The sequence below is a fragment of the Novosphingobium sp. KACC 22771 genome (genome assembly GCF_028736195.1).
In the GTDB taxonomy this organism is placed as follows: domain Bacteria; phylum Pseudomonadota; class Alphaproteobacteria; order Sphingomonadales; family Sphingomonadaceae; genus Novosphingobium.
Genome location: NZ_CP117881.1, coordinates 1,219,648 through 1,245,480 on the forward strand (window position 1 = coordinate 1,219,648; position 25,833 = coordinate 1,245,480).

A 25,833-nucleotide genomic window follows, 5' to 3' on the forward strand; every position below is an offset into this window, starting at 1 on the left:
TATGGCCCGCCCGCGCACCTTCCGCCCGGATGATATTCCAATCCCGACCGACGTGCAGGCTCATGAGAATTGGGCGCCGATCATGCTGGATATGGCCGCACATATCGGGCCTTATTCGACCCTGCTGCTGGTAGATGCCTTTGCCGGTCAAAATGTCTATGTGTCGCGCAATCCAGACAAAAACCCCTTCATTGAAATCGTAGGGGCTGACAAAGCGGCCATTATCACCCAAGTGTATTGCCGTGAGCGGCTGCAAATCCCATCTGGCCGCCGCGAATTGCTGCGCGCCCGTCGTCAGGGGATTGTGGCTGCAGTACGCGAAAGACTGATGACGGCCTCTGAAGGTGCCGCTATCCTGAGAATGCCCCGCAGGCATTTTACCCGCCTGCTCAATAAAACGGACGAAGGACTGGAATGCCAGCCTTTGGTGCTTAAACCCCGCAAAGACCCGCGCCAGCTTGATATGTTTAGCGAGACTGATCCGGCCTGATCGGTTGCGGTTCCCTGCTGGGAACTCCTTTTAATTCCCTGATCCGCCACCCTGCATCTCGGTTGCAACCCCGGTGCAGGAGGCTGTTTTGCCTGTCAATTCTTACGCGCGCGCGGGAGGGCGGTAATGCCCTCCTCTTTTTCAAACCTCCTGATCGGCCTTTGGCCTATCGTTTCGGCCATGGCGCCTTTCGTGCTGGCCGCTGGCGTGTGGTATCTGCGCACGCAATTCGCGACGAAGGGCGACTTTGACGCGCTCTCGGCCAAAGTTACGGAACTGACCTCTGCGGTTCAGGCAGGTCAGGTCAGCATCAAACACCTGACCGATGAACAGGACTCTGCGCCAACGCGGATCGACCTGCTCAACAAGATCGCCGCGCTGGAAGGACGCACCAGCGGCATTGAGGCGGGTGTACACGGCATGCAGAGCCAACTGGCCACAACCAACGACTATCTGCAAATTCTCGTGGAACGGGGGATCAAGCAGTGATCCCCGCCGCTATTGTCCCCCTGATCCGCCGCGCCATTCTCGACCTGCTGAACGATGTCGGCGGTGAGCAGAATCACGATGTGCTTGCCATGCTGCTTGCCCAGTTGGGCCACCGCATCGCCCGCCGTGATGTGGCCGAGCAAATGCGCTGGCTGGAAATGAACGGCTACATCACGGCGGAGGATATTGGGCCGTTCCTTGTCTCGCGCATTCTGGCCGATGGCCGTGACATTGCGGAGGGCCGCCTCGTTGTTACCGGCGTCTGGCGCCATAAGACGGGCGACTGACCTTGGCCCGCAAATCAAGCCTCGCTGCATTGCCGCCACAGGTTCAGGGTGCCGTCCTCAAAGCGCTGGAAAGCGGCGCCACCATCGACGCCATCGTCGAGCGGCTGGGCGATTTAGGCCACCCGCGCTCGCGCTCGGCCGTGGGCCGCTATGCCAAGTCCTATCAGGAACTGGCCAAGCGTCAGGCCGACATTCGCGTTGTGGCCGAGGCATTCGGCAAGGATTTCGGCGGGGCAGAAAACGCTGAGGGCAAATTGATGGTGCAAATGCTCACCAGCATCGGCGCCCGCATGATCCTGCCCATGGCCGCCGAGGATGATCCCGACCTCGACAGCAAGCAGTTTCTCGAACTGGCGCGCGGCACCAAGGAACTGATCAACGCGGCCAAGCTCGACGCGGATCGCGACGAGAAGGTGCGAGACCTGGCTAAACGCGAAGCGGCCGAAGCGGCGGAAAAGACCCTGCGCAAAACGGGCGCTACGGCCGAAACGATCAACAAGGTCAAAGCCGAAATTCTGGGCCTCGCCACGTGACCACGGCCATCGACGATCTGCGCGTACTGCTCAAGTATCAGGCATCGGCCATTGCGCTGAGCGCCGCCAACCAGTTGCTGGTTATCGAGAAGTCGCGACGTACCGGCATCAGCTATGCTTTTGCCGCCGATGCGGTGTTGACGGCCTCTCCGGCTGATCGCCCCCAGAACGTCTATTACATTGCCTATAACCTCGACATGACGCGCGAATTCATCGGCTATTGCGGTGAATTTGCCAAAGCGTTCGACGAGGTTGCCTCCGCACAAGCCGAATTCCTGTTCGACGATGGATCGGAGAAGGGCATCAAGGCCCTGCGCATCGACTTCCCCTCGGGCAAGTCGATTGTCGCGCTGTCCTCGCGCCCGCGCTCGCTGCGCGGCATGCAGGGCAAAGTCCTGATCGACGAGGCAGCGTTCCATGACGAACTGGACGAACTGCTCAAGGCCGCGATGGCGCTCACCATGTGGGGCAGCCATGTCGTTGTCATCTCCACCCATGATGGTGAAGAAAATCCCTTCAACCTGCTGATCGAAGACATTCGCGCGGGCAAGAAAGAAGGCGTGGTCATGCGCCTGACCCTTGAAGATGCGCTGGCCGATGGCCTGTTCAAGCGCATCTGCCTGCGCACCGGGCAGGAATGGTCGCCCGAGGCCGAGGCGAAGTGGGAAGCCTCGCTGCGCAAGCGCTATGGCAGCGCGGCCGAGGAAGAACTGGACGTTATCGCTTCGCGCGGCTCCGGCGTCTATCTGCCCCGCGCTATGATCAAGGCTGCGATGTCGGCCGATCTTCCTGTGGTGCCGCTGGAATGCCCCACCGGCTTTGAGCAGAACGACGAGAGTTTCCGCACCGATTTCGTGGAGGAATTTCTCGAACGCGAAATCGGCCCACTGCTGCGCAAATTCGATCCGCTGCGCCGGTCCTATTTTGGCCAGGACTTTGCCCGGTCTGGTGACGTTTCGCCCATGGCCTTTGGCCAGCATGACGAACACCTGAACCTGATCTGCCGCTTCATTCTCGAAATGCGCAACGTGCCGTTCCGGGAACAGGAGTTTGTGCTGAACTGGATTGTGGCCCGCGTCCCCAACTTCTGCGCGGGCAAGATGGACGCCCGCGGCAATGGTCAGGCGCTCAGCGAATTTGCCCAGCAGAAATGGGGCTTCACGCGGATCGAGGCCGTGATGTCCAACGACAAGACCTATCTGGCCTACATGCCCAAGCTCAAGTCCGGTCTGGAAGACCGTACCTTCCTGATCCCCAAGGATGAGGGGGTGATGGAAGACCTTGGCATGGTCAAGAAGGTCAAGGGCATCCCCAAAATCCCGGATGCCTCCAAAGTCTCCAAGGCCGATGGCGCCAAGGGCAAGCGGCATGGCGATAATGCCGTTGCGCTGATGCACCTTGTCGCCGCCTCGGAAGAGGATGTCGGCCCGATTGAGGTTCAACTGCTTGGCCAGACCCGCTGCGCCGCTCCCGAAACGATCATCACGTCCACCGGCTTTGGCACGGTTGGCTCCCGCTCCACAGGACTGGTATTTTGACCATGGCAGAAACCGCTAAACCGGCGCCCGAACCGGTGTTGATGACCGAGATCGCCTCCACGATGGACGGCCGCGACATTACCCAGCCATGGGTAAAGGGCCTTCGCGAGGCCAAAGATCCCAAGCTCGCCACGGCGGTCGATTGGGGCGCCTATGATGTCATCCTGAATGACGATCAGGTTTACTCGACCATGCAGCAGCGCATCAGCGCGGTTGTGTCGCGCAACTGGACCGTGGTGGCAGGCGATGAAAGCGACCCCCGTTCGGTCGAGGCGGCCGAGAAGTTTGACGAGACGCTCAAGCGTGTCGGATGGGACCGCGTCACCCGCAAAATGCTGATGGCCACCTTCTACGGTTATGCCGTGGCCGAGATCATGTGGGAAGTGCGCGACGGCCTGTTCGATTGGGCGCGCATCAAGGTCCGCCATGCCCGCCGCTTCCGCTACAATGCGGAAGACCGGCTGGTGATGCTGACGCCCACCAACCCGCAGGGCGAATTGATGCCCGAACGCAAGTTCTGGGTGCATCGCGTTGGCGCCGCCGATGACGATCAGCCCTATGGTCAGGGGCTGGCTCACTGGCTCTATTGGCCAACCCTGTTCAAGCGCAACGGCATCCGCTTCTGGAATATCTTTCTCGATAAATTCGGAACGCCTACGGCCAAGGGCACCTATCCGCGCGGCGCAAGCGGCGATGAAATCAGAAAACTGCTCGCAGCGCTGGGGGCCATTGCCACCGACAGCGGCTTTGTCGTGCCCGAAGGCGTAGCGGTCGAATTGCTCTCTGCGACCCGGTCGGGCACTGCCGACTATCACGAACTCTGCACATACATGGACGGCGCCATCGCCAAGATCGTCCTGTCGCAGACGATGACGACGGACAATGGCTCCTCCCGTTCGCAGAGCGAGACCCATGCCGGTGTCCGCGACGATGTCGTCCAGTCCGACTCGGATGATCAGACCGACAGCTTTATCAATGGCCCCGATGGCAAGGGCGGCCCGGCGCGCTGGTGGACCGATTTCAACTATGGCCCGGATGTCGCCGCCCCCATCGTTCGCCGCAAGGTGGAAGAGGAGGAGGACACCAAAACCACGGCGGAAACCGATAAGACGTTGGGTGAAACCGGCTGGGTCCGCACCGAGGAGAGCTTCCGCGATACCTATGGCGAAGGCTGGGTCCGCAAGGATGATCCGCAGGCGCCGTCAGGATCGCAATCCGCCCCGATCCCGGCGCCTGCCGCGCAGCCGGGCCAGCCCGCAAAACCGGCACCGGCTATTCCCGCCAGCTTCGCGGCCGACGATCCGCGCCCTCTCTATGTTTCGCGCGCGCTGCTCAACACCAGCGACTTTCTGCAATGGGCGCAGCAGCAAGGGTTTGCTTCCACGCTGAGACCCGACGACCTGCATGTCACCGTCATGTATTCCAAGCGCCCGGTAAACTGGTTTGCCATGGGCGATTGGTGCGGAACCAGCGGCCAACTGGTGGTGCCTGCAGGTGGCCCGCGCCTGGTCGAACGTATGGGCACAGAGGGCGCCGTGGCGCTGATTTTCGGCTCGGCCGATCTGCAATACCGCCACCGCCAGATGCGCGATGCCGGGGCCAGTTGGGACTATCCCAGCTACCTGCCGCACGTCACCATCAGCTATGATGCGCGCGGCATCGATCTGGCGAACGTGCAGCCCTATCAGGGCATGCTGGTGTTTGGCCCGGAGCGTTTCGAGGGCTTTCAGTCCGATATGATCGATACGCTGGAGGAAACGCCCACCAGCGCCAGCTTTGCCGAAACCACACCGCCCGCCGTCACCCAGCCGGACGCTGTAGACTCTGTTGTGGACCGCATGATCGCCGCCGATGGCTATCGCGTGGCCGACGCCATGACCGGCCCACTGGTGGACCGCGTCATCGCCGCCAACAGCGAGGCCGAAGCCCGCGCCCTGATCGCATCGGCGCTTGGCATCATGGATGAGGTCCCACTGATACAGGCGCTCGAACGGGCAGGCTTTGCCGTCAAGCTCGATGCCGCCTCGCAACCTGCTCCAACGGATAACGGAGCATGACCGATATCATGATCCGCGAAGGCTCCGCTGCACTGGCGGCTGCATTGATCTCAGCCGGTGGCCACACCGCTGTCGCAGCACGGTTTCGCGCGCCGGTCGGTGCCTCGCGTCTGATCGGCCTTGGTCGGACTGGCCTGTACCAACCGGACCAGCGTCCCATGGTCACTACGGCCGAGCCTTGCCCGAAATGCAGCGTGCGCGGCGATCACCCCAACGGTTGCGCGCATCGGCGCCCAGATCCTGAATGGCTGAACGAAAGGCAAAATCCATGAGCGGTGCAAGCCGGTGCCCGATGTGCGATGGCACCTTTTATCTCGATCATTGCGGCTTCTGCATGGATGTCTGTCCCTGCGCTGGCTTCGCGGCCGAGAGCGCGGCGGCGGATGCAGAGGCCATCTCGGAAGATCAGCAGGGCGAAACGGGCGGCCCTGAAAGCGCGTTGCAATGACCCGGAAACCCGCCAGCATCGCCCCTGAAGCAACCGCCGCCATCGACCGGGCCATTGCCACGCTTCAGGTGCTGAAAACCCACCTGAAGGCCAAGAAGCTGCGCGGTCAGGCCCTCTCTCACCTGCTTCGTGTCGCTCTGGATGAGCTTCGCGAGTTTGAGGGGCCGTTCGACGATATGTTCCATCAGGATCTCGGCGTGGATCTCGCTCGCTATGGCGGCTCTAGCGACTCGGGCGAAAAGCCATGAAAGGCCCGAGTTGGAAACCGCGCGAATGCGTGAATTGCGGGGCGCCGCATCCCAGCTTCAGCCGGGACGGATCGCGCGGGCCTTGGCGCTGCCGCCCTTGTGATGTCCGTGCAGGGACCCCCAGTCCCGCGCCAGATGCTGGCACACTGGCCCCGCAATCTCAGGGGCAAGGATTACTGCTATGACCACCGATGTCCAGACATCATCAGACCTCGCAGCAATTGCGGCCAAACTGACGCCCGCGCAACGCCGTGCAGTGCTGGCCGGTGGGCCGAAATATGGTTCCGGCTATTGGCCGATCCTGAACGCGCTCATGGCAAAAAACATCATGACCAGCGCCGCACGGCGTTATGTCCTTAGCCCGCTGGGCAATCAGGTGCGGGCCTATCTGCAGGAGGCGCAGGCATGAGCGGCCAAACCAGCGACCGGAACTCACGCGGCATCTCGTTCAGTAAACCCATCGATCTTGTCGATGTAGTATGCGGCTATCTCGCCGCCCGCTGTTTTGACGATCCCAGAGACGAAAAAATGCACGTCGAAGGGACTGACCTCGCCGTGAAGCATTTGCGCCTTGAGGCTATCGTCAGCGAATATGAGGCGATGAGCTTTTGGACTAAAGCGATCAATGTAGCCGAGATCACCCTTCTTCGCATCACGCACTTGGTACAGCTTCAATGGCTCGGTCTGAAAGCGCACTTCTTCCACCGGATTTGCCGAGAGAAGGTGACGCCCGTTTTGGATCAACGTGGCAGCCGTGGCCGCATCGAGATTGAATGTCGGGCCAGTGACGATTGTATTGTTATCGCCACACACAAAGGTCGAATTTCCTTTGGAAGCAGGACCAGCAAAGGTCATGACGTTCTTGACCGAGGAACTTGGAAGGCTCTTGGCCTTCGCATCCGTCAATTTGTCGATCCCGTAGTTTGCGATGGTCTTCAGCAAATCAACCCAATGCTCTGCGAAGTATTGAATAGCAGTCGGCCCGATGGGGACGATAGACCCCAAAATTGCGCCCGAGTCCGCCAAAATCGCATCAATGCTACCTTCGGTTATCCGCTCAACGCAGAGATACCCATCCTCATCTCCAGCGAAGCGTCGGTATTCGTTGCCAAGCGCGGCAAGAGAAGCAGTGAATTCGAGAAGTTCGATGGGCCGTTCATTCTCAAACTTGACACGAAATCTTGTAACCGACTCGCCCATTTGTTGAACCTCTCTCAAGCAATCCTACCTACTTTTTATAGCCTGCCCGAACTTTCTGGCAGCTGCAATCCAGACCAAGCCGGATCAATAGGGAAGTCAAATGGCTGACAACCTCGGCTATTCCATCTTCCTCGACCCGAAGGACACCGTGCGCGCATGGGAAATGCGCGGAGCGTTGCAGCCGACCGTCAAATGGTCGGAAATGATGCACGAGCAGCATGCGGTTGCCTTCACGGTGGCCAAGATCGCCAAGCTCGATCTCCTGCGCCAGATCCAGACCTCGCTGGATACCGTTATCCGCGAGGGCGGCACGTTCGAGGGCTGGAAAGCCAATATCCTGCCCAACCTGCAAAGCGCGGGCTGGTGGGGCACCGTGGCCAACAAGGATCTGACCGGCACGGACCAACCGATCACCGTCAACGAGCGGCGCCTGCGCACGATCTATGACACCAACGTCCGCATGAGCCTTGCCTCGGGCCATTGGACGCGCATTCAGTCCCAAAAGGACGTCTTCCCTTACCTGCGCTACCTGCCTTCCACATCTGAGCATAAGCGCCCGCTGCATATGGCATGGTACGGCACCTTGCTGCCGGTTGATCATCCATGGTGGCAAACCCACTTCCCACCCAACGGCTGGTTCTGCAAATGCCATTTTGAGCAGGTATCCGAGCGCAAAATGGCCAAAAAGGGCTGGTCGATCACCCCTGTTGGCGACATCGCCACCGGCCCGGCGCAGCAATTCATACCGGCCTCGGGCAATCCGATCAGCGTTCCGGCAGGTATTGATCCCGGCTTTGGCTTCAATCCCGGCACCGCCCATCTGAGAGCCGTGGCCGACAAGGCCGCAAACTCGATCCAGATGGCCGTTGATGCCGGTCTCGAAACCGCAGCGCGCCAGACGGTGCATGAGATTGTTGCCGATCCTGCCTTCGCTCAATTCGTGGCAATCCCGCAGCTTCCCTTCCCGGTTGCCGTGATTGGCCAAGCCGAAAAGGCTGCGCTCAACTCCAATGCGTGGACCATTCTGCTGTCAAAGGACACTATGGCCAAGCAGGACTCTCATCACGAAGAGCTGACCTTGGACGACTATCGCCAGCTTCCCCAGATCGTGGAGACTGGATTTAGCGAGCAGCAAGACGCCGGGCGCATGCGCTATTTCTGGAAGGACGACGAGGGCAAATGGTGGCGAGCGGCGATCAAGAGCACGGCCAACAAGCTGGAACTGTTCGTGGCGAGCCTTCACCGTCTCAATGAGAAGGAAGGACGCAAGCTCAATATCAAGTATGGGGATAATAACGATGCGCGGTGAGGTGTCCCGGTTCCTCACATGGCGCTCCGGCCCATTACTGGCCCGTGCTACGGCAGGGACTGTCACCGTGTCGCGCGCATCGCACGGTGCACATACCATCGCGCACCTCAACAAGCAATTCGCCGCCAGTGGGCGGGGGATGGGGCGCGTCAACGCCCCAAGCCGACGGCTTGCACCCGTCATGATCCGGCAAGCGCTTGCCGAAACCATCCCGCCATCCAACGCTGGACGGCGTGAACACATAGAGAACAAAGTGAGAGAGTCGAGTCCTATTTTTCACCCGGTGCATGCGGGTGACATTGCCGTTTCAACCCCTTTGCAACCCGTCAGACCTGCCCTGCCAGCCGCAGGCTATATCGGGGGAAAGCGCAATCTAGCCGGGCGGCTGGTAAAGCGTATAGCGACCATTCCCCATACTACCTATGCCGAGGTTTTCGTGGGCATGGGCGGTGTCTTCCTGCGCCGCAACGCCCGCCCCAAGGTCGAGGTCATCAACGACTGGTCAGGCGATGTTTCCACCTTCTTCCGGGTGCTGCAGCGGCATTACGTGGCCTTCGTCGACATGATGCGGCATCAGATCACCAGCCGTGCCGAGTTTGAAAAGCTGGCTGCGATGCCGCCTGATAGCCTCACCGACTTGGAGCGTTCGGCCCGGTTCCTTTATCTCCAGCGACTGTCGTTCGGCGGCAAGGTGGTGAGCAGGAGCTTTGGCGTCGATCCGTCCAACCCGGCCCGCTTCGACATCACCAAGATCGTGCCGATGCTGGAGGCGATCCACGAACGCATGGCCGGGGTAACGGTCGAGCGGCTCCCGTGGGCCGAATTCCTCACCCGCTATGACCGGGAGGCCACGCTCTTCTATCTCGATCCGCCCTACTATTCGAACGAGGGCGATTATGGCCGGGATATGTTCTCCCGCGATGATTTCACCTTGATGGCAGAGCGGTTGCGGGGCCTGAAAGGGCGCTTCATCCTGTCGCTCAATGATCGGCCCGAGGTCCGCCAGATCTTTGCAGGCTTCGATATCGAGGCTGTTACCACGACCTATTCTGTTGGCGGTGGAAGCAAGGCGCAAAAGGCCGGGGAGGTGATTATCTCGAACGCCTGATCCGGCTGATTTTCAGTTCCCACTTTTCCATTTTTCTGTTCCCAGTTCGACAATCCCTGATCCCCTGCAATCTGCAGCTTAAAACCGCAGAAATCGGGCATTTGGGGAAAGTGGGAACCGTGTTGTCGGATAAGTGGGAACTGGCTCTTTGAAAATGGCGGTTTTCTGCCGATCTGGTTTTGATGTTGCCCCAACTTCGTCAGGCCATTTCCACAGATCGCGACAAAAATTCCTCAGCCGGGTTTTGCGCGCCGCCGACATAGAAAAACGCCCGATTTCCGGGGCCTTCATCCCATTATGGCCTCAGAATGTCCCGGAATATCCCGGCACTTCCAGTTCCCATATTAATGTCGCGTCACAGGGTGTGCTCTAAACTACCATAGGCTCACAGGGCATAGGAAAACTGCGTTGTTTGGCACATCCTGGGTGTCCAGGGCAGATTTGCTTACGTACGAAGTTCGTACGAAGCTGCCGTCACTCCACGAATCTGAGCGGCGGAAATCCTAAATTTCCCGGAGATCTGCTAGAACTCTGACCCCGTAAATTGTCGTGAGTTTCTGCATTGAAACGTTGGAGAGATTTCTCTCAATCCAGCCATAAAATCCTGTTATTTTGGGATTTTATGGTGGGCGCGGCAGGGATTGAACCTGCGACCCCACCCGTGTGAAGGGTGTGCTCTACCGCTGAGCTACGCGCCCGCTGGCTTCGTTTCGGCTTCGTTGTGAAGCGTCTCCGTTGCCGGGAGCCGCGCCTCTAAAGGGGTTTGTTTGCGTTGACAAGTGGGTAATGCAATTTATTTCACGCAGCCATGACTGACACCGAAAACACTTCCGTCGAATCGGGCGATACCCCGCCCGATCGCCTTGCCATCAACCCCAAGAGCCCGTTTTTTGACGCGGACAAGCTGCAGCGCGGCATTGGCATCCGATTCAAGGGCGTGGTGCGCAACAATGTCGAGGAATATTGCATTTCCGAAGGCTGGGTGCGCGTTCAGGCCGGCAAGAGCTTTGACCGCAAGGGCCAGCCCCTGACCATCAAGCTGAACGGCCCGGTCGAGGCCTGGTACGAGGATCTGGGCGACAATCCGCCCATCGCGGCGGCCTAAAGGGCCAACCGAAAAAGGTCCGGGCGCAAACCCGGACCTTTCCCATCGACTGCTACTTCGAATCTTTTAAAAAATTCAGCGGCGCGAATAGGCCGCGATGATCGCCCCGATGGGATCGCCCAGATAATGGCTCAGCGCAGAGCCATGATCGGCCCCGATATAGGATTTGCGGGCCGCGACCTGCGCGGCGGGGCTGTTGTAGATAAAGCCCGCAATTGGCCAATGCGTCGTGCCCAACCCGCCCAGCGGCTGATACCACACGCGCACCTCGCTCCAGTCATTGCGCGCCGAAACGTCCATGGCCAGCACATTGTCCTCGATCTGGCCGCGCTCGCCGCCCAGCGGGCTCCAATTGGCATGGCGCACCAGCACCCGGCGCGAATCGAGGATCCGGCTGACCGTGGCCACATGGCCCAGCACCATCGGCCCATAGGGTTTGAACGCCATCACCGCGCCCACGCGCGGGGCAAAGCCGCGCTGATAGCGCCCGGCGGCCTGATCCCACCACGTATGCGCATCGCCGCGCAATTGAATGCCCGACACGCTGCGCGCATAGGGCACGCATTGCAGGAAAGTGGTGCTGGGGGCGGCCACGACGCGCTGGCTGCGAGGTATGATGCGCCCATTCTGATTCGCCAGATCGACAAAGGCGACCGAAAAGCGCGAAGTCCCTGAGCGACCCGCATTCTCGGCCCGGCCTGCCGCGTCGGCGGGCAAGGCACCACCAGCCGCCATCGCCCACAGCCCGATCAGCGCCGTGGCCAAAGCCTTTGCCATGGTCCTGCCCGGCGTTTTGCTGATGGGGTGTTGCGTCATGCAAAGAAACTACGTCGCCACAGGTTATGGCACTGTCGCAAGGTTTGGTTACCTGACCCGTAACCTTTGGCCTGATTTATACCTATGACGCCGATGGGCCGCGATGGGCGGCAAAAGCGCGCCATTTCGGGGCGAGGGCGCCAAATCTGCGCCGTTTTGCTTGCCAAATGCGCGCTCTTGTGAGCAGGGCTAACGGCATGTCCCGTCAGATTATCATTATTGGCCGACCCAATGTCGGCAAATCAACCCTGTTCAACCGCCTCGTGGGCAAGAAGCTCGCGCTGGTGGATGACCAGCCGGGCGTGACTCGCGACCGTCGTTTTGGCGAGGCGAGTCTGCTGGGGCTGGATTTCACCATTGTCGACACCGCCGGGTGGGAGGACGACGATCCCTCCAGCCTGCCGGGCCGCATGCGCGCCCAGACCGAGGCCAGCCTTGAGGGCGCGGATATCGCGCTTTTCGTGGTCGACGCGCGCGCCGGCATCACGCCGCTGGACGAGGAAATCGCCCGCTGGCTGCGCGAACAGACTGTTCCGGTGATCCTTTGCGCCAACAAGGCCGAAGGGCGCGCGGGCGATGGCGGCCTCTATGAGGCGTTCAGCCTTGGCATGGGCGACCCCGTTCCGATCAGCGCCGAGCATGGCGAAGGCATGGGCGACCTGTTCGAGGCGCTGCTGCCCTTCTTTGAGGGCGACGAGGAAGAGGAAGAGTTTGAACCCTTCGATCCCGACGATGAGGATGCGCTCAACGCCGCCCCTCTGAAGCTGGCAATTGTGGGCCGCCCCAATGCGGGCAAGTCCACGCTGATCAACGCCCTGTTGGGCGAGGATCGGTTGCTGACCGGGCCGGAGGCGGGGATTACCCGCGATTCGATCGCGATCGACTGGGTCTGGATGGACCCGGAAACGCATCTGGAGCGCCCCGTCCGCCTGATCGACACCGCTGGTATGCGCAAAAAGGCGTTGGTGGTCGAAAAGCTGGAGCGCATGTCGGTGGCCGACGCGCGCCGTGCGATCGACTTTGCCGAGGTGGTCGTGCTGCTGCTCGACGCGACTCGCGGGCTGGAGCATCAGGATCTGAAAATCGCCAGCATGGTGCTGGAAGAAGGCCGCGCCCTGATGATCGCCATCAACAAATGGGACGTGGCAGAGGACGCCTCGGGCCTGTTCAACGGCATCAAGGCGGCGCTGGACGATGGTCTGGCGCAGGTGCGCGGCCTGCCGCTGATGAGCGTTTCGGCGCGCACCGGCAAGGGGTTGAACCAGATGATCGCTGCGGCCTTCAAGCTGCGCGCGGCATGGAGCAAGCGCGTGCCGACCGCCGCGCTCAACCGCTGGTTCGACGATGCGCTGGCCGCCAATCCGCCCCCGGCGCCCGGCGGCAAGCGGATCAAGCTGCGCTATATCACCCAGGCCAAAACCCGCCCGCCCGGCTTCGTGCTGTTCGGTACGCGTCTGGATGATTTGCCGATGTCGTATCAGCGCTATCTGATCAACGGTATCCGGCGCGAGCTTGGCTTTGACGCGGTGCCGGTGCGTTTGACATTGCGCACGCCGAAGAATCCCTTCGCGACCAAGAAATAACAAAAAGGGCTGCTCCTCAATCGGGGGCAGCCCTTTTTATACGGCCAAAGCTGTCTGTCTTAACGGCCGCGCCCCTTGGGCGAGGCAAGGGCGAGGGCCGCCCCTTGCGAATTGCCCGAAGCCTTGTTCTGGGCCGGCTGGGCCGGAACCGTCTGGGGCAGATTGCCGGCGTGGGCAAAACAGGCGCCGCCGCTCTTGCGGATCGCGGCGCATTTGCTGGTCGCGGCCGAGGCGTTGAACCCGCGCACCGAAACGCGCCAGAACTGGCGATCCTCGATCATGGCCTTGGTGACCTCGACATCGGCGGCGGCAAAGGACTTTTCCCGGCTCAAAAAGGCCTTCTTGGCGCGCATGGCGTTCTTTTCCGAAAGGAACGCGCCCAATTGCACGACATGCGTGCCGGACGGGCCGCGCATGTCGGGGCTGGCCGTTTCGGTGGCCGGTGCGGTCTTGAACCTGACCTTGGCGCGCGGCGTATGGACGGCCAGCGCAACGGGACGGGCCGTCGAGACGGGCACCGGAATGGCATGGAACACCGGCGCAGGCGGGGCGATGGTTTCGGCCACAGCCGCAGGTTGCGTCTGGGTGAGGGCGGGCAATTCGGCCGCGGGGGCCGATTCGGCCGAGGCGACGGGCGCGCTCTGGACCGGCGCGCTCTGGACCGGGGCTTCGGCAGAGGCCGATTCGGTCGGAGCCGGATTGACCGGCGTCTCGGCAGGCGTTTCGACCGGCGCAGCCGCGGCCACGGCAGGAGCCGCCATCGGCGCGGCTTCGGCTGCCGCCATCTGCACCGGGCTTTCGCTCTTGTTGAGCGCCAATTGCATAGGCTGACCCGCATCATTGGCCATTTCAACGCCCAGCAGGCTGGCCACACGCTGGCGACTGGCCTCGGGGCGGGCGGCGGCGGCCCATTCGGTCATGCGTCCGTCCACCTTGTCGGCGGGCAGGTCCATGGCAACGATCGTGCGCGATTCGGCCCAGCGCCCCGCCAGTGCATAGGCATAGGCCAGATTCGCGCGCAGCTTGTCGCTCTTGTCGCCCGCGCGCAGCGCATCGGCCAGCAGCACGCTGCCCTTGTCGCCTTCGCCCGCCAGCGCCAGCGCCAGACCAAGGTCGGCCACGGGAATCACATTATTGCCGCTTTCCAGCGTGGCCAGCGCGGCATTGTTCTGGCCATTGCCGATCTGGGCCAGCGCCAATGCCAGCAAGGTGCGGCCCGAAGCATCGCCCAGCGCCACCGCATCGGAAAGCGCGGTGGTGGCCGATTGAAACCGCCCGTTTTTCAAATAGACGCGGCCCAGGGCGGCGCGCAGCGAGGCATCACGCGGGCTCTGCGCCACCGATGCCTCGGCCAGCGCAACGCCGCTGTCGCCATGCGCCTTGGTCACTGCCGCCTCAACCGCTTTGGGCTTGGCCTTGGCGCGGGCCAGCGCGGGCTGGGCGGTTGCGCCCAGAGCAAGCGCCAGAGTCAGGGAAACAGGCAAGGCGGCGTTAAGCGAAAAAGAACGGCGCGCGATCATGGTCGGCTCCTGCAACGGTTTACGGGCGCGCAACGCAGACAATCCGATGCAATGATGTTGCCAATGTCATCGGGCGGGCCTGCATGCGCATCCCGACCACATGGTGGGATTTCTGGGAAAAACTTCGCAGATCGTTCCTAAATTTAAGTTAACGGGACGGTAGTAACCCGCGTAGTAAACACGGATCCGACCAAGGCATTACGGGGCTTTTTTCGCGTTACCGCTTTGGCCCAAGGTTTACCGGAACAGTATTGGCGGCGCCGTTTTTGCCGCAAGGGGATCGGACGATGAGTTTGTCTTTGATGCGCAAGGGTTTGGTCGTTGCAGGCTTGCTGGGCGCGGCGGTATCGCTGCCCGCCTTGGCCGACGTCAAGGCCGGTGCCGATGCGTGGCAGAGGGGCGATTTCCCCGCCGCGATTCGCGAATGGCAACCGCTGGCCGATAAAGGCGATCCTGACGCGCAGTTTAACATGGCGCAGGCCTATAAGCTGGGGCGCGGCGTGCCGCAGGATCTGACCCGCGCCGAAATGCTTTATGCAAAAGCGGCCGCGCAGGGTCACCTTCAGGCGGGCGACAATTACGGGCTGCTGCTGTTTCAACGCGGGCAACATGCCGCCGCGCTGCCCTATATCCGCGCCGCATCGGACCGGGGCGATCCGCGCTCGCAATATCTGCTAGGGCTGGCTTATTTCAATGCGGACGGGGTGAACAAGGATTGGGTGCGCGCCTATGCGCTTGAAAACCTTGCCGCCCAGCCAACCTCGGGCGCGCCGGGCCTGCCGCAGGCCAAGGCGGCGTTGAGCGAAATGGACAAATATGTCGCCATTGAGGACCGCCAACGCGGGATCTCGCTGGCGACGGAACTGGCCGCGCAGGTCGAGGCGAATCGCCAGCGCCAACTGGCCGCCGTTGATCTGGGCACCCCTAATCCGCCCGTTGTGCCTGCGCCGAGCCGTGCGGTGCCGACCGGCATGGCGGGCACTATGCGCGCGGCCGCCATGGCCCCGCGCGAATCGGCGCCTGTCATGGCCTCGCGCGGATCAGCGCCCTTCAAGGGAAGTGAGCCGGCGCCGCGCCCGGTGATGGCGGCCGATGCGCCGGTTGGTTTGCCGCCCGCGCCTGCGCCAGCGCCAGCGCCTGCCTCGGCGCCAAAGCCTGTCGCCGCGCCCCGGCCTGCGGCCCATGCCGCCGTGGGCGGGCCGTGGAAATTGCAGCTTGGCGCCTTTGGCGTGGCGGGCAATGCCGATGCGCTCTGGGCGCGGGTGAAATCCATGCCCGAAATCGCCGGACATCCCCGCGCCAATGTGCCCGTGGGCAAGGTCACGCGCCTGCTGGCCACAGGTTTCAGCGAGGAAGCTGCGCAAAACGCCTGTCGCAAGCTGACGGGGGCGGGTCTGTCCTGTATGGCGGTCAAGGATTGACGGCGTTCGAGGACTGACGATTTTGACGATGGCGGGGCGCGAGCGGATCATTTCGCTCGATCTGGTGCGCGGATTTGCGGTGCTGGGGATTGTGGCGGTCAATGTGGCGGGCTTTGCCGGGCCGCGACTGGCCACATTGACGCCCGCGCATCTGATCGTGGCGGGCGGCGGCTTTGCCTATGCGCCCGCCGACCCGCTGGACGAGGCGGTGTTTGCCGCGATCCTCGTCCTGTTTGAAGGCAAGATGCGAGCGCTTTTCACCATGCTGTTCGGCGCCTCGATGCTGCTGTTTATCGAGCGGGCCGAGGCGGCGGGGCGCAACGGCCTTGCGCTTCAGGCGCGGCGGCTGGGCTGGCTGGCGCTGTTTGGCTATCTCCATTACGTGCTGTTGTGGTGGGGGGATATTCTGTTCCTCTATGCGGCCTGCGGTTATGTCGCGCTGGGGCTTTGCGTGTTTTCCAATCGCGCTCTGATGATTGGCGCGTTGGCGGGGTTTATGCTCTGGGCGGTGATGGGGGCCTTAAATGGCCTGCCGCTGGTGCTGGCCGAGGAGCATATGCGTCTGGGCATCGCCAGCGCGGCCGATACGGCCATATTGAAGCCCGCCCTGGCGGACAGCATGGCGATGCTGCGCGGCGATGTGGCGCAGGCGCATCTGGGCTTTATGGCGATGGCCCATGACAAGTTGGTCCACGCGCCGGGCTGGCCTTTCGTCATGCTTTTTGCCAGCTTTGGCGAGACTTTGCCGCTGATGCTGATCGGCATGGTGCTGTATCGTGTCGGTTTTGCCCAAGGGCTGGCCTCGCGGCGGGTGCTGTGGGGCGTGGCAGCGCTTGGGTTGGCGCTGGGCCTGCCGATGGCGCTGGGCATGGCGTGGTGGGCGTGGGAGCGTCATTTCCCCCCGGTGGCGATGGGCGAGCTGATGGCCAATTGGGCCGCGCCGCAACATCTGCTGCTGGCTCTGGCCTATTATGCGCTGATGCTGCTGGCCGCGCCCTGCCTGCTGCGGAGCGGTTTGGGCGCGCGGATGGTCGCGGCGGGGCGGATGGCCTTTTCCAATTATATCCTGACCAGCGTGGCGCTTTCGGTGCTGTTCTATCGCGTGGGCCTGTTCGGGCGGATGGGCGAGGGGGCGCAGATGCTGGTGGTGCTGACGGTATGGGTCGCGATGCTGGGGTGGAGCAAGCCCTGGCTGGGCCATTTCCGGCAGGGGCCGCTTGAATGGCTGTGGCGCTCGCTGGTCGAACGGCGGGCTTTGCCCTTCAAAAGAAGCGCGCCGGGGGTGTGATCCGCCCGGCGCCGTGATGCTTAATTATCATCGCCCATCGGCGGCATGCCCGGCGGCGGGCCATCGCCCATGCCGCCGCCTTGGCCGCCGCCGCCGCCGCGCCGCCCCCCGCCCATCGGGGGCAGCATGGCGCGCCCGCCGCGCATGGCGTTGATTTCCTCGCGGCTCAAAAACAGGTCCTTGTTGGTGTCGGCCTTGTCGAAACGGGCGCGTTCATAGGCCTGCAATTCGGCAAGGCTGATCCCGGCGTCATAATCGACATTGGCCTTGGCGATGACCACCGGCCCCAGCGGTTCGACCGCCAGACGCAGCGCCACATCGCGCTCGCCTTCGCCCAGATCGGGGAAGATGGCATCGGGCACGATTTCGGCAAATTCGCCGCCATCCTCGGCCAATTCCGCCCCGCTCTTGCGGCTTTCCCAGGCGATGAATTCGGCCTCGTCGATACGCCCGTCATGGTTGGCGTCCACGTCGACAAAGCGCTTGTGGATCAGCGCATTGCGCCGCGCGGTGATGACGCTTTCAAATTCGGCCAGCGTGACCATCCCATCCTTGTTGGCGTCGGCCGCGCGGAACATGGATTCCACCGCCGCCTCATAGCGTTTGAGCGGGATGGGCTTCATGTCCATCGGCGCGCCGCGATTGCGCGCGCCGCGATCCTGGGAAGGGCCATCCATGTCGCCGCCGCCGTGGCGACCGCCCATGCCCCGGCCTCCCATGCCGCCTCCCATGCCGCCGCCCATTCCGCCCATACCCCCCATGCCGCCCATCTGGGCCATGGCGGGGGCGCTCATCATCACCGGCGCGATGATCAGCATCGCGGCGAGAACAGTCCATTTTCTGCGCATATATCTTCCCGGTCCTGTGCGAATTCTCCCCATGCCAGACGTGCCCGCGCAAAGCTTGCGCGCAGATGAACAGCCGCGTTTTTTGCCAGACGCTTCATTTTGTTCTAGCGCGAGCCCCATGCATATTCGCGCCTCCGCCATCCTGTGTTCGGCCCGCCCCCATGGCGAGGTGGGGGTGATCGCGCGGATGATGACCGCCGATCATGGCATGGTGGCGGCCTATGTCGCGGGGGGGCGGGGGCGAGAACTGCGCCCGGTGCTGATTCCGGGCAACGGGCTGGCGGTGGACATGCGCGCCCGCATCCCCAGCCAGATGCCTGCGGCCAAGGTGGAACTGACCATCAGCCGCGCGCCCTTTCTGGTCGAACCCTTGCCCGCCGCGGCCATCGGCTGGGTCACGGCGCTGCTTGCCGCCTCGCTGGCCGAGCGTCAGCCCTATCCGGCGCTTTACGATGCGCTGGGGGCCCTGCTCGATGCGGTGTGCCATGCGCCATCGGCGCGGGGCTGGGCGCCCGCGCTGCTGGGTTTTGAGGCGCTGTTGCTGCGCGAACTGGGCTATGGCGAACGTTTCGGCGCCGGGGCGGATGGCCAGCGCATGCTCGAAGGCGGCGCGTGGGACGAGGTTCTGGGCCGTTTTGATGCGCTCGGCCTTGCCCTTTCGCGCTATCTGCTTGCCGATCGGCGCGGCGATGTTATGGGGGCGCGCGAAATATTGCGCCAGCGTCTGGGGCGCATGGCAGCTTGAAACGAGGTAGAGCCATGAAGATTGCGGTTTTCGCCGGTGACGGCATCGGCCCCGAAGTGACGGCACAGGCCGTTCGCGTGCTGGACAAGCTGGCGATTGCCGGGCTTGACATGGTTGAAGGCGATGTGGGCGGCGCGGCCTATTACAAGCATGGCCATCCTCTGCCCGAGGCGACCAAGGAGATCGCCCGCAATGTGGACGGCATCCTGTTTGGCGCGGTGGGCGATTTTTCCTGCGACCATCTGGAGCGTGCTTTGCGCCCCGAACAGGCCATTCTGGGCCTGCGCAAGGAACTGTCACTGTTCGCCAACCTGCGCCCGGCCACGCTGTTCCCCGGCCTTGAAGGCTTTTCGGCGCTGCGTCCTGAAGTCGCCAGCCAGATCGACCTGCTGATCGTGCGCGAGCTGAACGGCGACGTCTATTTCGGCGAAAAGGGTATGCGCACGCTTGAAGACGGCCGTCGTCAGGGCTGGGACATGATGTCCTATGCCGAGGACGAAGTGCGCCGCATCGCCCACGCCGGTTTCAAGGCCGCGCAGGGCCGCAAGAGCAAGCTGTGCAGCGTGGACAAGGCCAATGTGCTGGAAACGAGCCAACTCTGGCGCGATGTGGTGATCGAGGTTTCGGCCGAATATCCCGATGTCGAACTTTCCCACATGTATGTCGACAATGCCGCGATGCAGCTCGTCAAGTCGCCCGGCCAGTTCGATGTGATCGTCACCGGCAATCTGTTCGGCGATATCCTGTCGGATCAGGCCAGCATGTGCGTGGGTTCTATCGGCCTCCTGGCCTCGGCCTCGCTGGGCACGCGTCAGACCGAATATGGCACCGTGGGCCTGTATGAACCGATCCACGGCAGCGCCCCCGACATCGCAGGGCAAAACAAGGCCAACCCGATGGCCACGATCCTGTCGGCCGCCATGCTGCTGCGCCACTCGCTGGGGCTGGAAGCCGAGGCCGCCCGGATCGAGGCCGCCGTGGCCAAGACGCTGGCCGATGGCATTCGCGGCGGCGATCTGGGCGGGGACGCATCGACCAGCGCCATCGGTGATGCGGTGCTGGAACGCCTGTAATCCGGGCTTTTGCGCCCCTGCCATGATTTGAACAAGGTTGGGGCGCAAAAGATACGCGTTTTCCGGGGGCGATAAACCCGGTCAAATGGGGGCAGAGTGGGGCTGGCCCCCATCTTTCGTTTTTATAGCATCAGGAATTATGGCTCAAACTCTGCAACTTGCCATTGTCATGCCCACGCTGAACGAGAGGGGCAATCTGCGCCCTCTCGTGGCCCGGCTCGATGCCGCGTTGAAAGGCATAGCGTGGGAGGCGATCTTCGTCGATGACAACAGCCGCGACGGCACCGCCGATGAGGCGCGCGCCATCGCGCTGGAGGATCCGCGTGTGCGCTGTATCCAGCGTATCGGTCGGCGCGGTCTGGCCAGCGCGGCGATCGAGGGCATGTGCGCCACCGCCGCCCCCGTCGTCGCGGTGATGGACGCTGATCACCAGCATGATCCCAAACTGCTGCCCGGCATGTTGGCGGCGATTGAATCGGGTGAATACGATCTGGCCTATGCCAGCCGCTTTGCCGAAGGCGCCAGCACCGAGGCATGGGGCCGCCCCGACCGCGTCAAGGCCAGCGGCTTTGCGAACGCCATCGCGCGCAAGGTGACGGGCGTTGACCTGTCCGACCCGATGAGCGGCTATTTCATGCTGCCCACGACCACGCTGCGCTGCGATGCGCATCGCCTTTCGGGCGTGGGCTTCAAGATTCTGCTCGACATTCTTGCCACGGTTGACGCGCCCATGCGGGTCAAGGAATTTCCCCTCGATTTTGCCGCCCGCGCGGATGGCGAAAGCAAGCTGGATCGGACGGTTGTGTTTGAATTCCTGATCGGTCTTTACGACAAGTGGCTGGGCCGCATCATTCCCACCCGTTTCGCGCTGTTCGGCACGGTGGGGGCGCTGGGCGTGCTGGTGCAATTTGCCATGCTCTGGCTGGTGCTCAGCGTGTTTCTGGGCCAGCGTTTTGTCTATGGCCATTGGTCGAGCGACGAGACCACCTTCAACATCGCCAACACGATTGCCGCGCTGGTGGCCATGACGTTCAACTTCGTGCTGAACAATGAGCTGACCTATGCCGACAAGCGTTTGCGGGGCTTCTGGCCGCTGTGCAAGGGCTGGGCGCAATTCGCGCTTACCTGCTCGCTGGGCCTGTTGACCAACATCGGCGCAACGGCGGCGTTGAAGCGGATGCATATCCATGACGTCATCGCGGTGCTGGTTGGCATCGTGCTGGCCTCGGTGTGGAACTTTGCGCTTTCGAGCAAATTCGTCTGGGGCAAATACGGCAATTGATCGGATGGCCGGTTGGGGGGTATTACCTCCAACTGGCCAGCCACATCCAGTCCTCGAAACTGGCCACGCCCTTGTGCAGGGATGCGGCCGAGAGGATGGGGAAGAACCAGGCGAAGACCCCCAGCGAGAGCGCCAGCACCCCAAGCGCCTCATGCCTCCAGCGCCGCCCGCGCGCGGCCCACAATTCATCCACCGCCAGCCCCAGCGCCGCCATCAGGAACGTGCCGGGCAGCAGATAGTGGTAATAGAACTGCACAGGCTTGTTGCCCACGATCCACAGGCCCAGCGAGGCGCCATACAGCGCCACCAGCACCAGCGGCAGCCATGCTCGCCCCGCCAAACCTCTCCACGCCGCCCAGACGAGGGCAAGAAGCCCCGCGATCATCGTAAAGGGATTGCCGATCAGCATCACCCCGCGCTGCGCCCCGTCGGTGACTTCATAGAGATACCAGATCGCGCGCCAGTTGATGACCCACTGGCTCCACACGCTTTGGTAGGGATGGTGCTTGGTCACGCTGCTTTGCAACTCGATCATATGACGGTGCCAGCCGATCGGATCGAGCGCAGGGACCGCATCGCGCGCGGTGAAAAAGCCGGGCAGATAGGTCAGCCAATAGACCCCCAGCGGCAGCGCGATCAGACATAGCGCCAATCCTGCCATCGAGAGCGCAGGCAAAACCGGCCGCGCCCCTGTGGCCAAGGCCCACAGGCGTGCGCCCAGCACCATAGCCACCACCACCGCCCAGAACGGCAGCACACTCCATTTCGCGCCCAGCGACAGGCCCAGTATTACGCCCGCCGCCACCATCCGCCATCGCGAACTCTCGGCCCGGTTCATCGCCCCCGCGATCAGCCAGAGCGCGACCATCGCCAGCCCCGCCATCACCATGTCGAGCATGGCAATCCGGCTTTGCACATACCATGCGAAATCGGTGGCCAGCAGCACCATCGCCGCCACCGAGGCCATCGCTCGCCCGCTGGCCAGCCATATCGCCCGCCCGAAAGCCCATAGGCCCACCACGCCCATCAGCGCACTGGGCAGTCGCCAGCCCAGCGGATTGTCGCCAAAGATGCGGATCGAGGCGGCCATCATCGCCTTGGCCAGCATCGGGTGTTCCGGGTTGGCCGGATTGCCCGCGATCATCGCGCGGGCGGCGGGCACATAATGGATCTCGTCGAAATAAAGATGCGAGGGGATGGTCAGGCGCAGCGCCACCAGCCCGGCAAACAGCAGCGTGACAAGGATCTGGAATGCCCACGGGTCGGACTGTGGCTTGGCAAACATTTGAACAGGCTAGATCCGGGGCGGGATCTGCGCAACAGCGCTTGCGCCGGATGCCCTTGCTCTTGCGCCGTGCCGGTTATAGAGCAATCCCCCATGAAAAGGGACACTGGACAGGATCGCAAGATCACCCGCAACTGGCGCAGCGCGACGCAGGCCGTGCGCGGCGGCACATGGCGCAGCGAACAGGGCGAAACCTCCGAGGCCATCTATATGACCTCCGGCTTTGCCTATGACAGCGCCGAAACCGTGGCCGACCGTTTCGCGGGCAAGATCCCGGGCATGACCTATTCGCGCACCGCCAACCCCAGCGTGCAGATGCTGGAGGAACGCATCGCCCTGATGGAAGGGGCCGAGGCATGCCGGTGTCAGGCCAGCGGCATGGGCGCGATGTCGAGCGTTCTGCTGTGCCAATTGTCGGCGGGCGACCATATGGTGATCGCCAAGGCCGCCTTTGGCCCGACGCGGTGGGTCACGGACAATCTCTTGCCGCGTTTCGGGATCGAGGTTACGGCGATTGACGGGCGCGACCTGAACCAATGGCAGGACGCGATCCGCGACAACACCAAGCTGTTTTTCTTTGAAACGCCGGCCAATCCGACGATGGATCTGGTCGATATTGCCGAGGTTTCCAAGATCGCCCATGCGCGCGGCATTCGCGTGGTGGTCGACAATGCCTTTGCCAGCGTAGCCTTGCAGCGCCCGCTCGACCATGGCGCCGATGTGGTGGCCTATGCCGCGACCAAGCTGATGGACGGTTCTGGCCGGACGCTGGCGGGCGCGGTGGCGGGCGACGCCAATTTCATCAACACGGTGCTGCATCCCTACACGCGCAACACCGGCAATGTGCTTTCGCCTTTCAACGCATGGATTGTGCTGAAAGGTCTGGAAACGCTCGAATTGCGCGCCAAGGCGCAAAGCGATGCGGCGCTCGAACTGGGCCGTTGGCTTGAGGCGCGTTTGCCGCGTGTGCTGCACCCCGGTCTGGAAAGCCACCCGCAACACTATCTGGTCAAAAAGCAGATGTATGGCGCCGGTTCGATCTTCTCGTTCGAGGTTGATGGCGGGCGCGAGGCGGCGATGAAGCTGCTCAACGCGCTGCAACTGATCGACATTTCAAACAACATTGGCGATACCAAATCGCTGATGACCCATCCGGCCAGCACGACCCATTCCTCGATCTCGCCCGAAACGCGCCAGGCGATGGGCGTGACCGAGGGCATGGTCCGCATCAGCGTCGGGCTTGAGGATCTGGAAGACCTCAAGGAAGACCTAGACGGGGCATTGAAGGCGATCGGGCTTTAAGGCTCGATCGTAAGCTCCCGCCCGGAATCGCGAAGGGCGCTGGCCAGCACGCGGGTGGTGGCCAGCAGACCCGCAATGGTCGGGGCCTGCGTCAAATCCTGCAAATGCTGTCCTGCCTGCGCCGGATCATGATCGGCGCAGGTCATCGCGCGCAGCAGCGCATTTTCCGCCGGCGTCATGCGCGGCGCGCAGCAGGGCGCGATCTGGATCGGTTGGCGCGTGGTCTGCGACACCTCCATCAGCAGCGCGCGCAGCAGCACCAGCGGCTTGCGGAAATGCAGCCCGAAATGTTCGAACATCAACAGCGACGCGCTGGCGTCATGCAATCCGTGGATCGCCATGCGGCGCATCGCCACCAGCAAGGCGCGCGGCGGGCCGTCGAGCGGGGCGGTATGGGGCAGGATCCGGGCCAGATGCGGTTCGTTCATAGGGGCACTCCTTGGCGTGGAACACCATTTAACGCTATTGCGAGTGATTATCAATAATCTGTTGGCGTTTTTTGCGGCAAACCGTTGGTCCAATAACCCCCAATTGCCCCTAAAGCCCCGTTGCGAAGCGCGAAAAGCGGCGCTAACCTGCATCCATGTCAGACCGATCCTTCATCAAGGAACTGTTCCAGCACGCCGCCACCACCCATGGCGTGACCGTGCGGGTGGCTGTCAATTTCCTGCCCGAACAATCGCGGATCGAGGCAGGCAAGTGGTTCTGGGTCTATCATATTCGGATCGAGAACGACTCGGATCGCACGCTGCAACTGGTAACGCGCCACTGGCGGATCACCGACGGGCGCGGTGCGGTCAATCTGGTCGAGGGCGAAGGCGTGGTGGGCGAAACGCCTGTGCTGTCGCCGGGCCAAAGCCATGATTACGTGTCGGGCTGTCCGCTGGCTACGCCGCAGGGCAGCATGGAGGGTTATTATACTTTCCGCGAGATTCGCGCTGATGGGTCGCAAGGCGATTCGGTGCTGGTGCCGATCCCGCATTTCCCGCTGGCCGCGCCCGCCACGGCGGGATGAAGGCTTGACGGAGCGGGCGGCGGTGCGCAACAACCCGCGCCATGAAGCGTACCCATCTTCCTCTCAATGCCTTGCGCGTGTTTGACGCGGCGGCGCGTCACCTGTCCTTTACCCGCGCTGCCGACGAACTGGCCGTGACCCCCGCGGCCGTTGGGCAACAGATCCGCGCGCTGGAGGATCTGCTGGGCGTGGTGCTGTTTCGCCGCACGACCAAGGGGCTGGAACTGACCGACGAGGCGCAGGCGGGTCTGGAGCCTTTGCGCGCCGGGTTTCTGCAATTTGAGGATGCGGTGCAGGCGATGCAGGCGGGGCAATCCTCGCATGTTTACACGATTGCCGCGCCGCGCGACATTTTCGCGGCATGGCTGGCGCCGCGTCTGGCCGCGTTTCGGGCGGCCAATCCCGATATTCGCGTCGTTCTCGTCGATGGCGATGCCACCGATTTTACCGAGGCCAACCTCGACCTTGCCATGCGCCTGTCCGAAGGGCCGGGCGATCTGGAAGGCGTGGTAATCGGCGAGGCGCAGCAGGCGGTTGTGGGCGAGGGAGAATGGATCGCCTGGCCCAGCGACCCCAATCCGGCGGGCGAGGGTATCGAGGCGGGCTTGCATGTGGGCGACGCGGGACAGGCGATTGCGGCGGCCGCAGCCGGGCTTGGCCGCGCGCGCGTGCCATTGCTGCTGGCGCAGGGCTGGCGCGATCTGGGCCGCATTCCCGGCTTTGGCCAGCCGGAGCCTGCCCGCAAGGCTTACTGGCTGGTCGCCCCCTTGCCGCAATGGCGCCAGAAAAAGGTCAAGGCGCTGGTCGCCCATCTGACCGCATGAACTGGCCGGGGCCGGTGTG

28 protein-coding genes and 1 tRNA gene are annotated in these 25,833 nt (G+C 62.8%); 22 read left to right on the forward strand and 7 right to left on the reverse strand.

From position 1 onward, the window contains the following. The first annotated feature begins 1 nt into the window (after nucleotide 1). The 10 genes from PQ467_RS05525 to PQ467_RS05570 all read left to right on the forward strand — a co-directional run bounded on the left by PQ467_RS05525 (nucleotide 2) and on the right by PQ467_RS05570 (nucleotide 6,499). Nucleotides 2-490 carry a hypothetical protein gene (locus PQ467_RS05525; protein ID WP_274175544.1) on the forward strand — a complete coding sequence of 163 codons (489 nt, stop codon included), beginning with the start codon at nucleotides 2-4 and terminating at the stop codon, nucleotides 488-490. Nucleotides 491-616: 126 nt separating this feature from the next. After that, a complete protein-coding gene (locus tag PQ467_RS05530) occupies nucleotides 617-979 on the forward strand; it encodes a hypothetical protein (RefSeq protein WP_274175545.1) in 363 nt (120 codons plus the stop codon). Continuing rightward, entirely contained in the window at nucleotides 976-1,266 is a 291-nt protein-coding gene (locus tag PQ467_RS05535; protein WP_274175546.1) for a hypothetical protein, read from the forward strand. Before PQ467_RS05530 ends, PQ467_RS05535 begins: the two co-directional genes overlap by 4 nt. Nucleotides 1,267-1,268: 2 nt before the next feature. After that, nucleotides 1,269-1,799 (forward strand): phage protein Gp27 family protein, encoded by a 531-nt coding sequence (locus PQ467_RS05540; RefSeq protein ID WP_274175547.1) that lies wholly within the window; start codon nucleotides 1,269-1,271, stop codon nucleotides 1,797-1,799. Next, a complete protein-coding gene (locus tag PQ467_RS05545) occupies nucleotides 1,796-3,337 on the forward strand; it encodes a terminase large subunit domain-containing protein (RefSeq protein WP_274175548.1) in 1,542 nt (513 codons plus the stop codon). The genes PQ467_RS05540 and PQ467_RS05545 overlap by 4 nt, the downstream gene beginning before the upstream one ends. Before the next feature lie 2 nt (nucleotides 3,338-3,339). Further along, entirely contained in the window at nucleotides 3,340-5,394 is a 2,055-nt protein-coding gene (locus PQ467_RS05550; protein WP_274175549.1) for a phage portal protein family protein, read from the forward strand. After that, the gene (locus PQ467_RS05555) at nucleotides 5,391-5,666 is read left to right on the forward strand and encodes a hypothetical protein (RefSeq protein ID WP_274175550.1); all 276 of its coding nucleotides are present in this window, start codon (nucleotides 5,391-5,393) and stop codon (nucleotides 5,664-5,666) included. Before PQ467_RS05550 ends, PQ467_RS05555 begins: the two co-directional genes overlap by 4 nt. Continuing rightward, complete coding sequence (locus PQ467_RS05560; protein ID WP_274175551.1) at nucleotides 5,663-5,842, forward strand: hypothetical protein; 180 nt, start codon at nucleotides 5,663-5,665, stop codon at nucleotides 5,840-5,842. Before PQ467_RS05555 ends, PQ467_RS05560 begins: the two co-directional genes overlap by 4 nt. After that, entirely contained in the window at nucleotides 5,839-6,090 is a 252-nt protein-coding gene (locus PQ467_RS05565) for a hypothetical protein (RefSeq protein WP_274175552.1), read from the forward strand. The genes PQ467_RS05560 and PQ467_RS05565 overlap by 4 nt, the downstream gene beginning before the upstream one ends. A gap of 181 nt (nucleotides 6,091-6,271) precedes the next feature. Next, nucleotides 6,272-6,499, forward strand: coding sequence for a hypothetical protein (locus PQ467_RS05570; RefSeq protein ID WP_274175553.1), 228 nt, complete (start codon nucleotides 6,272-6,274; stop codon nucleotides 6,497-6,499). Between the two features lie 23 nt (nucleotides 6,500-6,522). On the opposite strand, the gene PQ467_RS05575 is transcribed toward PQ467_RS05570, so the two are convergent. After that, nucleotides 6,523-7,290 (reverse strand): hypothetical protein, encoded by a 768-nt coding sequence (locus PQ467_RS05575; protein WP_274175554.1) that lies wholly within the window; start codon nucleotides 7,288-7,290, stop codon nucleotides 6,523-6,525. A 100-nt stretch (nucleotides 7,291-7,390) separates the two neighbouring features. Between PQ467_RS05575 and PQ467_RS05580 the strand changes: the two genes are divergently transcribed. Together PQ467_RS05580 and PQ467_RS05585 are read left to right on the forward strand one after the other, a co-directional pair. Beyond that, nucleotides 7,391-8,599, forward strand: coding sequence for a phage head morphogenesis protein (locus PQ467_RS05580; protein ID WP_274175555.1), 1,209 nt, complete (start codon nucleotides 7,391-7,393; stop codon nucleotides 8,597-8,599). A gap of 67 nt (nucleotides 8,600-8,666) precedes the next feature. Continuing rightward, nucleotides 8,667-9,707, forward strand: a complete 1,041-nt coding sequence (locus tag PQ467_RS05585) for a DNA adenine methylase (protein ID WP_337995110.1) — start codon at nucleotides 8,667-8,669, stop codon at nucleotides 9,705-9,707. Between the two features lie 623 nt (nucleotides 9,708-10,330). On the opposite strand, the gene PQ467_RS05590 is transcribed toward PQ467_RS05585, so the two are convergent. Further along, nucleotides 10,331-10,405 (reverse strand) — tRNA-Val (locus PQ467_RS05590). A 110-nt stretch (nucleotides 10,406-10,515) separates the two neighbouring features. On the opposite strand from PQ467_RS05590, the gene PQ467_RS05595 reads away from it, so the two are divergent. Next, nucleotides 10,516-10,812, forward strand: a complete 297-nt coding sequence (locus tag PQ467_RS05595; RefSeq protein WP_274175556.1) for a DUF3297 family protein — start codon at nucleotides 10,516-10,518, stop codon at nucleotides 10,810-10,812. A gap of 75 nt (nucleotides 10,813-10,887) precedes the next feature. On the opposite strand, the gene PQ467_RS05600 is transcribed toward PQ467_RS05595, so the two are convergent. Continuing rightward, complete coding sequence (locus PQ467_RS05600) at nucleotides 10,888-11,589, reverse strand: CHAP domain-containing protein (RefSeq protein WP_274175557.1); 702 nt, start codon at nucleotides 11,587-11,589, stop codon at nucleotides 10,888-10,890. Between the two features lie 236 nt (nucleotides 11,590-11,825). Here PQ467_RS05600 and der point away from each other — a divergent pair, with 236 nt between their 5' ends. Beyond that, nucleotides 11,826-13,211, forward strand: coding sequence for a ribosome biogenesis GTPase Der (gene der / locus PQ467_RS05605; RefSeq protein WP_274175558.1), 1,386 nt, complete (start codon nucleotides 11,826-11,828; stop codon nucleotides 13,209-13,211). 59 nt (nucleotides 13,212-13,270) lie between these two features. On the opposite strand, the gene PQ467_RS05610 is transcribed toward der, so the two are convergent. Further along, on the reverse strand, nucleotides 13,271-14,731 hold the full coding sequence (locus PQ467_RS05610; RefSeq protein ID WP_274175559.1) for a tetratricopeptide repeat protein: 1,461 nt from the start codon (nucleotides 14,729-14,731) through the stop codon (nucleotides 13,271-13,273). Nucleotides 14,732-15,018: 287 nt separating this feature from the next. On the opposite strand from PQ467_RS05610, the gene PQ467_RS05615 reads away from it, so the two are divergent. Further along, the gene (locus tag PQ467_RS05615) at nucleotides 15,019-16,152 is read left to right on the forward strand and encodes an SPOR domain-containing protein (RefSeq protein ID WP_274175560.1); all 1,134 of its coding nucleotides are present in this window, start codon (nucleotides 15,019-15,021) and stop codon (nucleotides 16,150-16,152) included. 28 nt (nucleotides 16,153-16,180) lie between these two features. Then, nucleotides 16,181-17,440 (forward strand): DUF418 domain-containing protein, encoded by a 1,260-nt coding sequence (locus PQ467_RS05620; RefSeq protein WP_274176097.1) that lies wholly within the window; start codon nucleotides 16,181-16,183, stop codon nucleotides 17,438-17,440. Between the two features lie 20 nt (nucleotides 17,441-17,460). Here the strand turns inward: PQ467_RS05620 and PQ467_RS05625 are convergent, their stop codons facing one another. After that, nucleotides 17,461-18,288: an EF-hand domain-containing protein gene (locus PQ467_RS05625; RefSeq protein WP_274175561.1), complete on the reverse strand. Its 828-nt coding sequence runs from the start codon at nucleotides 18,286-18,288 to the stop codon at nucleotides 17,461-17,463. A 118-nt stretch (nucleotides 18,289-18,406) separates the two neighbouring features. Here PQ467_RS05625 and recO point away from each other — a divergent pair, with 118 nt between their 5' ends. The 3 genes from recO to PQ467_RS05640 all read left to right on the forward strand — a co-directional run bounded on the left by recO (nucleotide 18,407) and on the right by PQ467_RS05640 (nucleotide 21,388). Next, nucleotides 18,407-19,033, forward strand: a complete 627-nt coding sequence (gene recO / locus PQ467_RS05630) for a DNA repair protein RecO (protein WP_274175562.1) — start codon at nucleotides 18,407-18,409, stop codon at nucleotides 19,031-19,033. 14 nt (nucleotides 19,034-19,047) lie between these two features. Then, on the forward strand, nucleotides 19,048-20,106 hold the full coding sequence (leuB, locus tag PQ467_RS05635) for a 3-isopropylmalate dehydrogenase (protein WP_274175563.1): 1,059 nt from the start codon (nucleotides 19,048-19,050) through the stop codon (nucleotides 20,104-20,106). Nucleotides 20,107-20,245: 139 nt separating this feature from the next. Then, nucleotides 20,246-21,388 (forward strand): glycosyltransferase, encoded by a 1,143-nt coding sequence (locus PQ467_RS05640; protein ID WP_274175564.1) that lies wholly within the window; start codon nucleotides 20,246-20,248, stop codon nucleotides 21,386-21,388. Nucleotides 21,389-21,410: 22 nt separating this feature from the next. Here the strand turns inward: PQ467_RS05640 and PQ467_RS05645 are convergent, their stop codons facing one another. Beyond that, nucleotides 21,411-22,673 carry a phospholipid carrier-dependent glycosyltransferase gene (locus tag PQ467_RS05645; protein ID WP_274175565.1) on the reverse strand — a complete coding sequence of 421 codons (1,263 nt, stop codon included), beginning with the start codon at nucleotides 22,671-22,673 and terminating at the stop codon, nucleotides 21,411-21,413. 93 nt (nucleotides 22,674-22,766) lie between these two features. Here PQ467_RS05645 and PQ467_RS05650 point away from each other — a divergent pair, with 93 nt between their 5' ends. After that, nucleotides 22,767-23,975 carry a trans-sulfuration enzyme family protein gene (locus PQ467_RS05650; RefSeq protein ID WP_274175566.1) on the forward strand — a complete coding sequence of 403 codons (1,209 nt, stop codon included), beginning with the start codon at nucleotides 22,767-22,769 and terminating at the stop codon, nucleotides 23,973-23,975. Here PQ467_RS05650 and PQ467_RS05655 read toward each other — a convergent pair. Then, on the reverse strand, nucleotides 23,972-24,403 hold the full coding sequence (locus PQ467_RS05655) for a DUF6628 family protein (protein ID WP_274175567.1): 432 nt from the start codon (nucleotides 24,401-24,403) through the stop codon (nucleotides 23,972-23,974). The genes PQ467_RS05650 and PQ467_RS05655 overlap by 4 nt on opposite strands. 173 nt (nucleotides 24,404-24,576) lie before the next feature. Between PQ467_RS05655 and apaG the strand changes: the two genes are divergently transcribed. Both apaG and PQ467_RS05665 read left to right on the forward strand, forming a co-directional pair. Beyond that, the gene (gene apaG, locus PQ467_RS05660) at nucleotides 24,577-24,990 is read left to right on the forward strand and encodes a Co2+/Mg2+ efflux protein ApaG (protein ID WP_274176098.1); all 414 of its coding nucleotides are present in this window, start codon (nucleotides 24,577-24,579) and stop codon (nucleotides 24,988-24,990) included. A gap of 41 nt (nucleotides 24,991-25,031) precedes the next feature. Next, the gene (locus PQ467_RS05665) at nucleotides 25,032-25,814 is read left to right on the forward strand and encodes a LysR family transcriptional regulator (protein ID WP_274175568.1); all 783 of its coding nucleotides are present in this window, start codon (nucleotides 25,032-25,034) and stop codon (nucleotides 25,812-25,814) included. The last annotated feature ends 19 nt before the right edge of the window (nucleotides 25,815-25,833 follow it).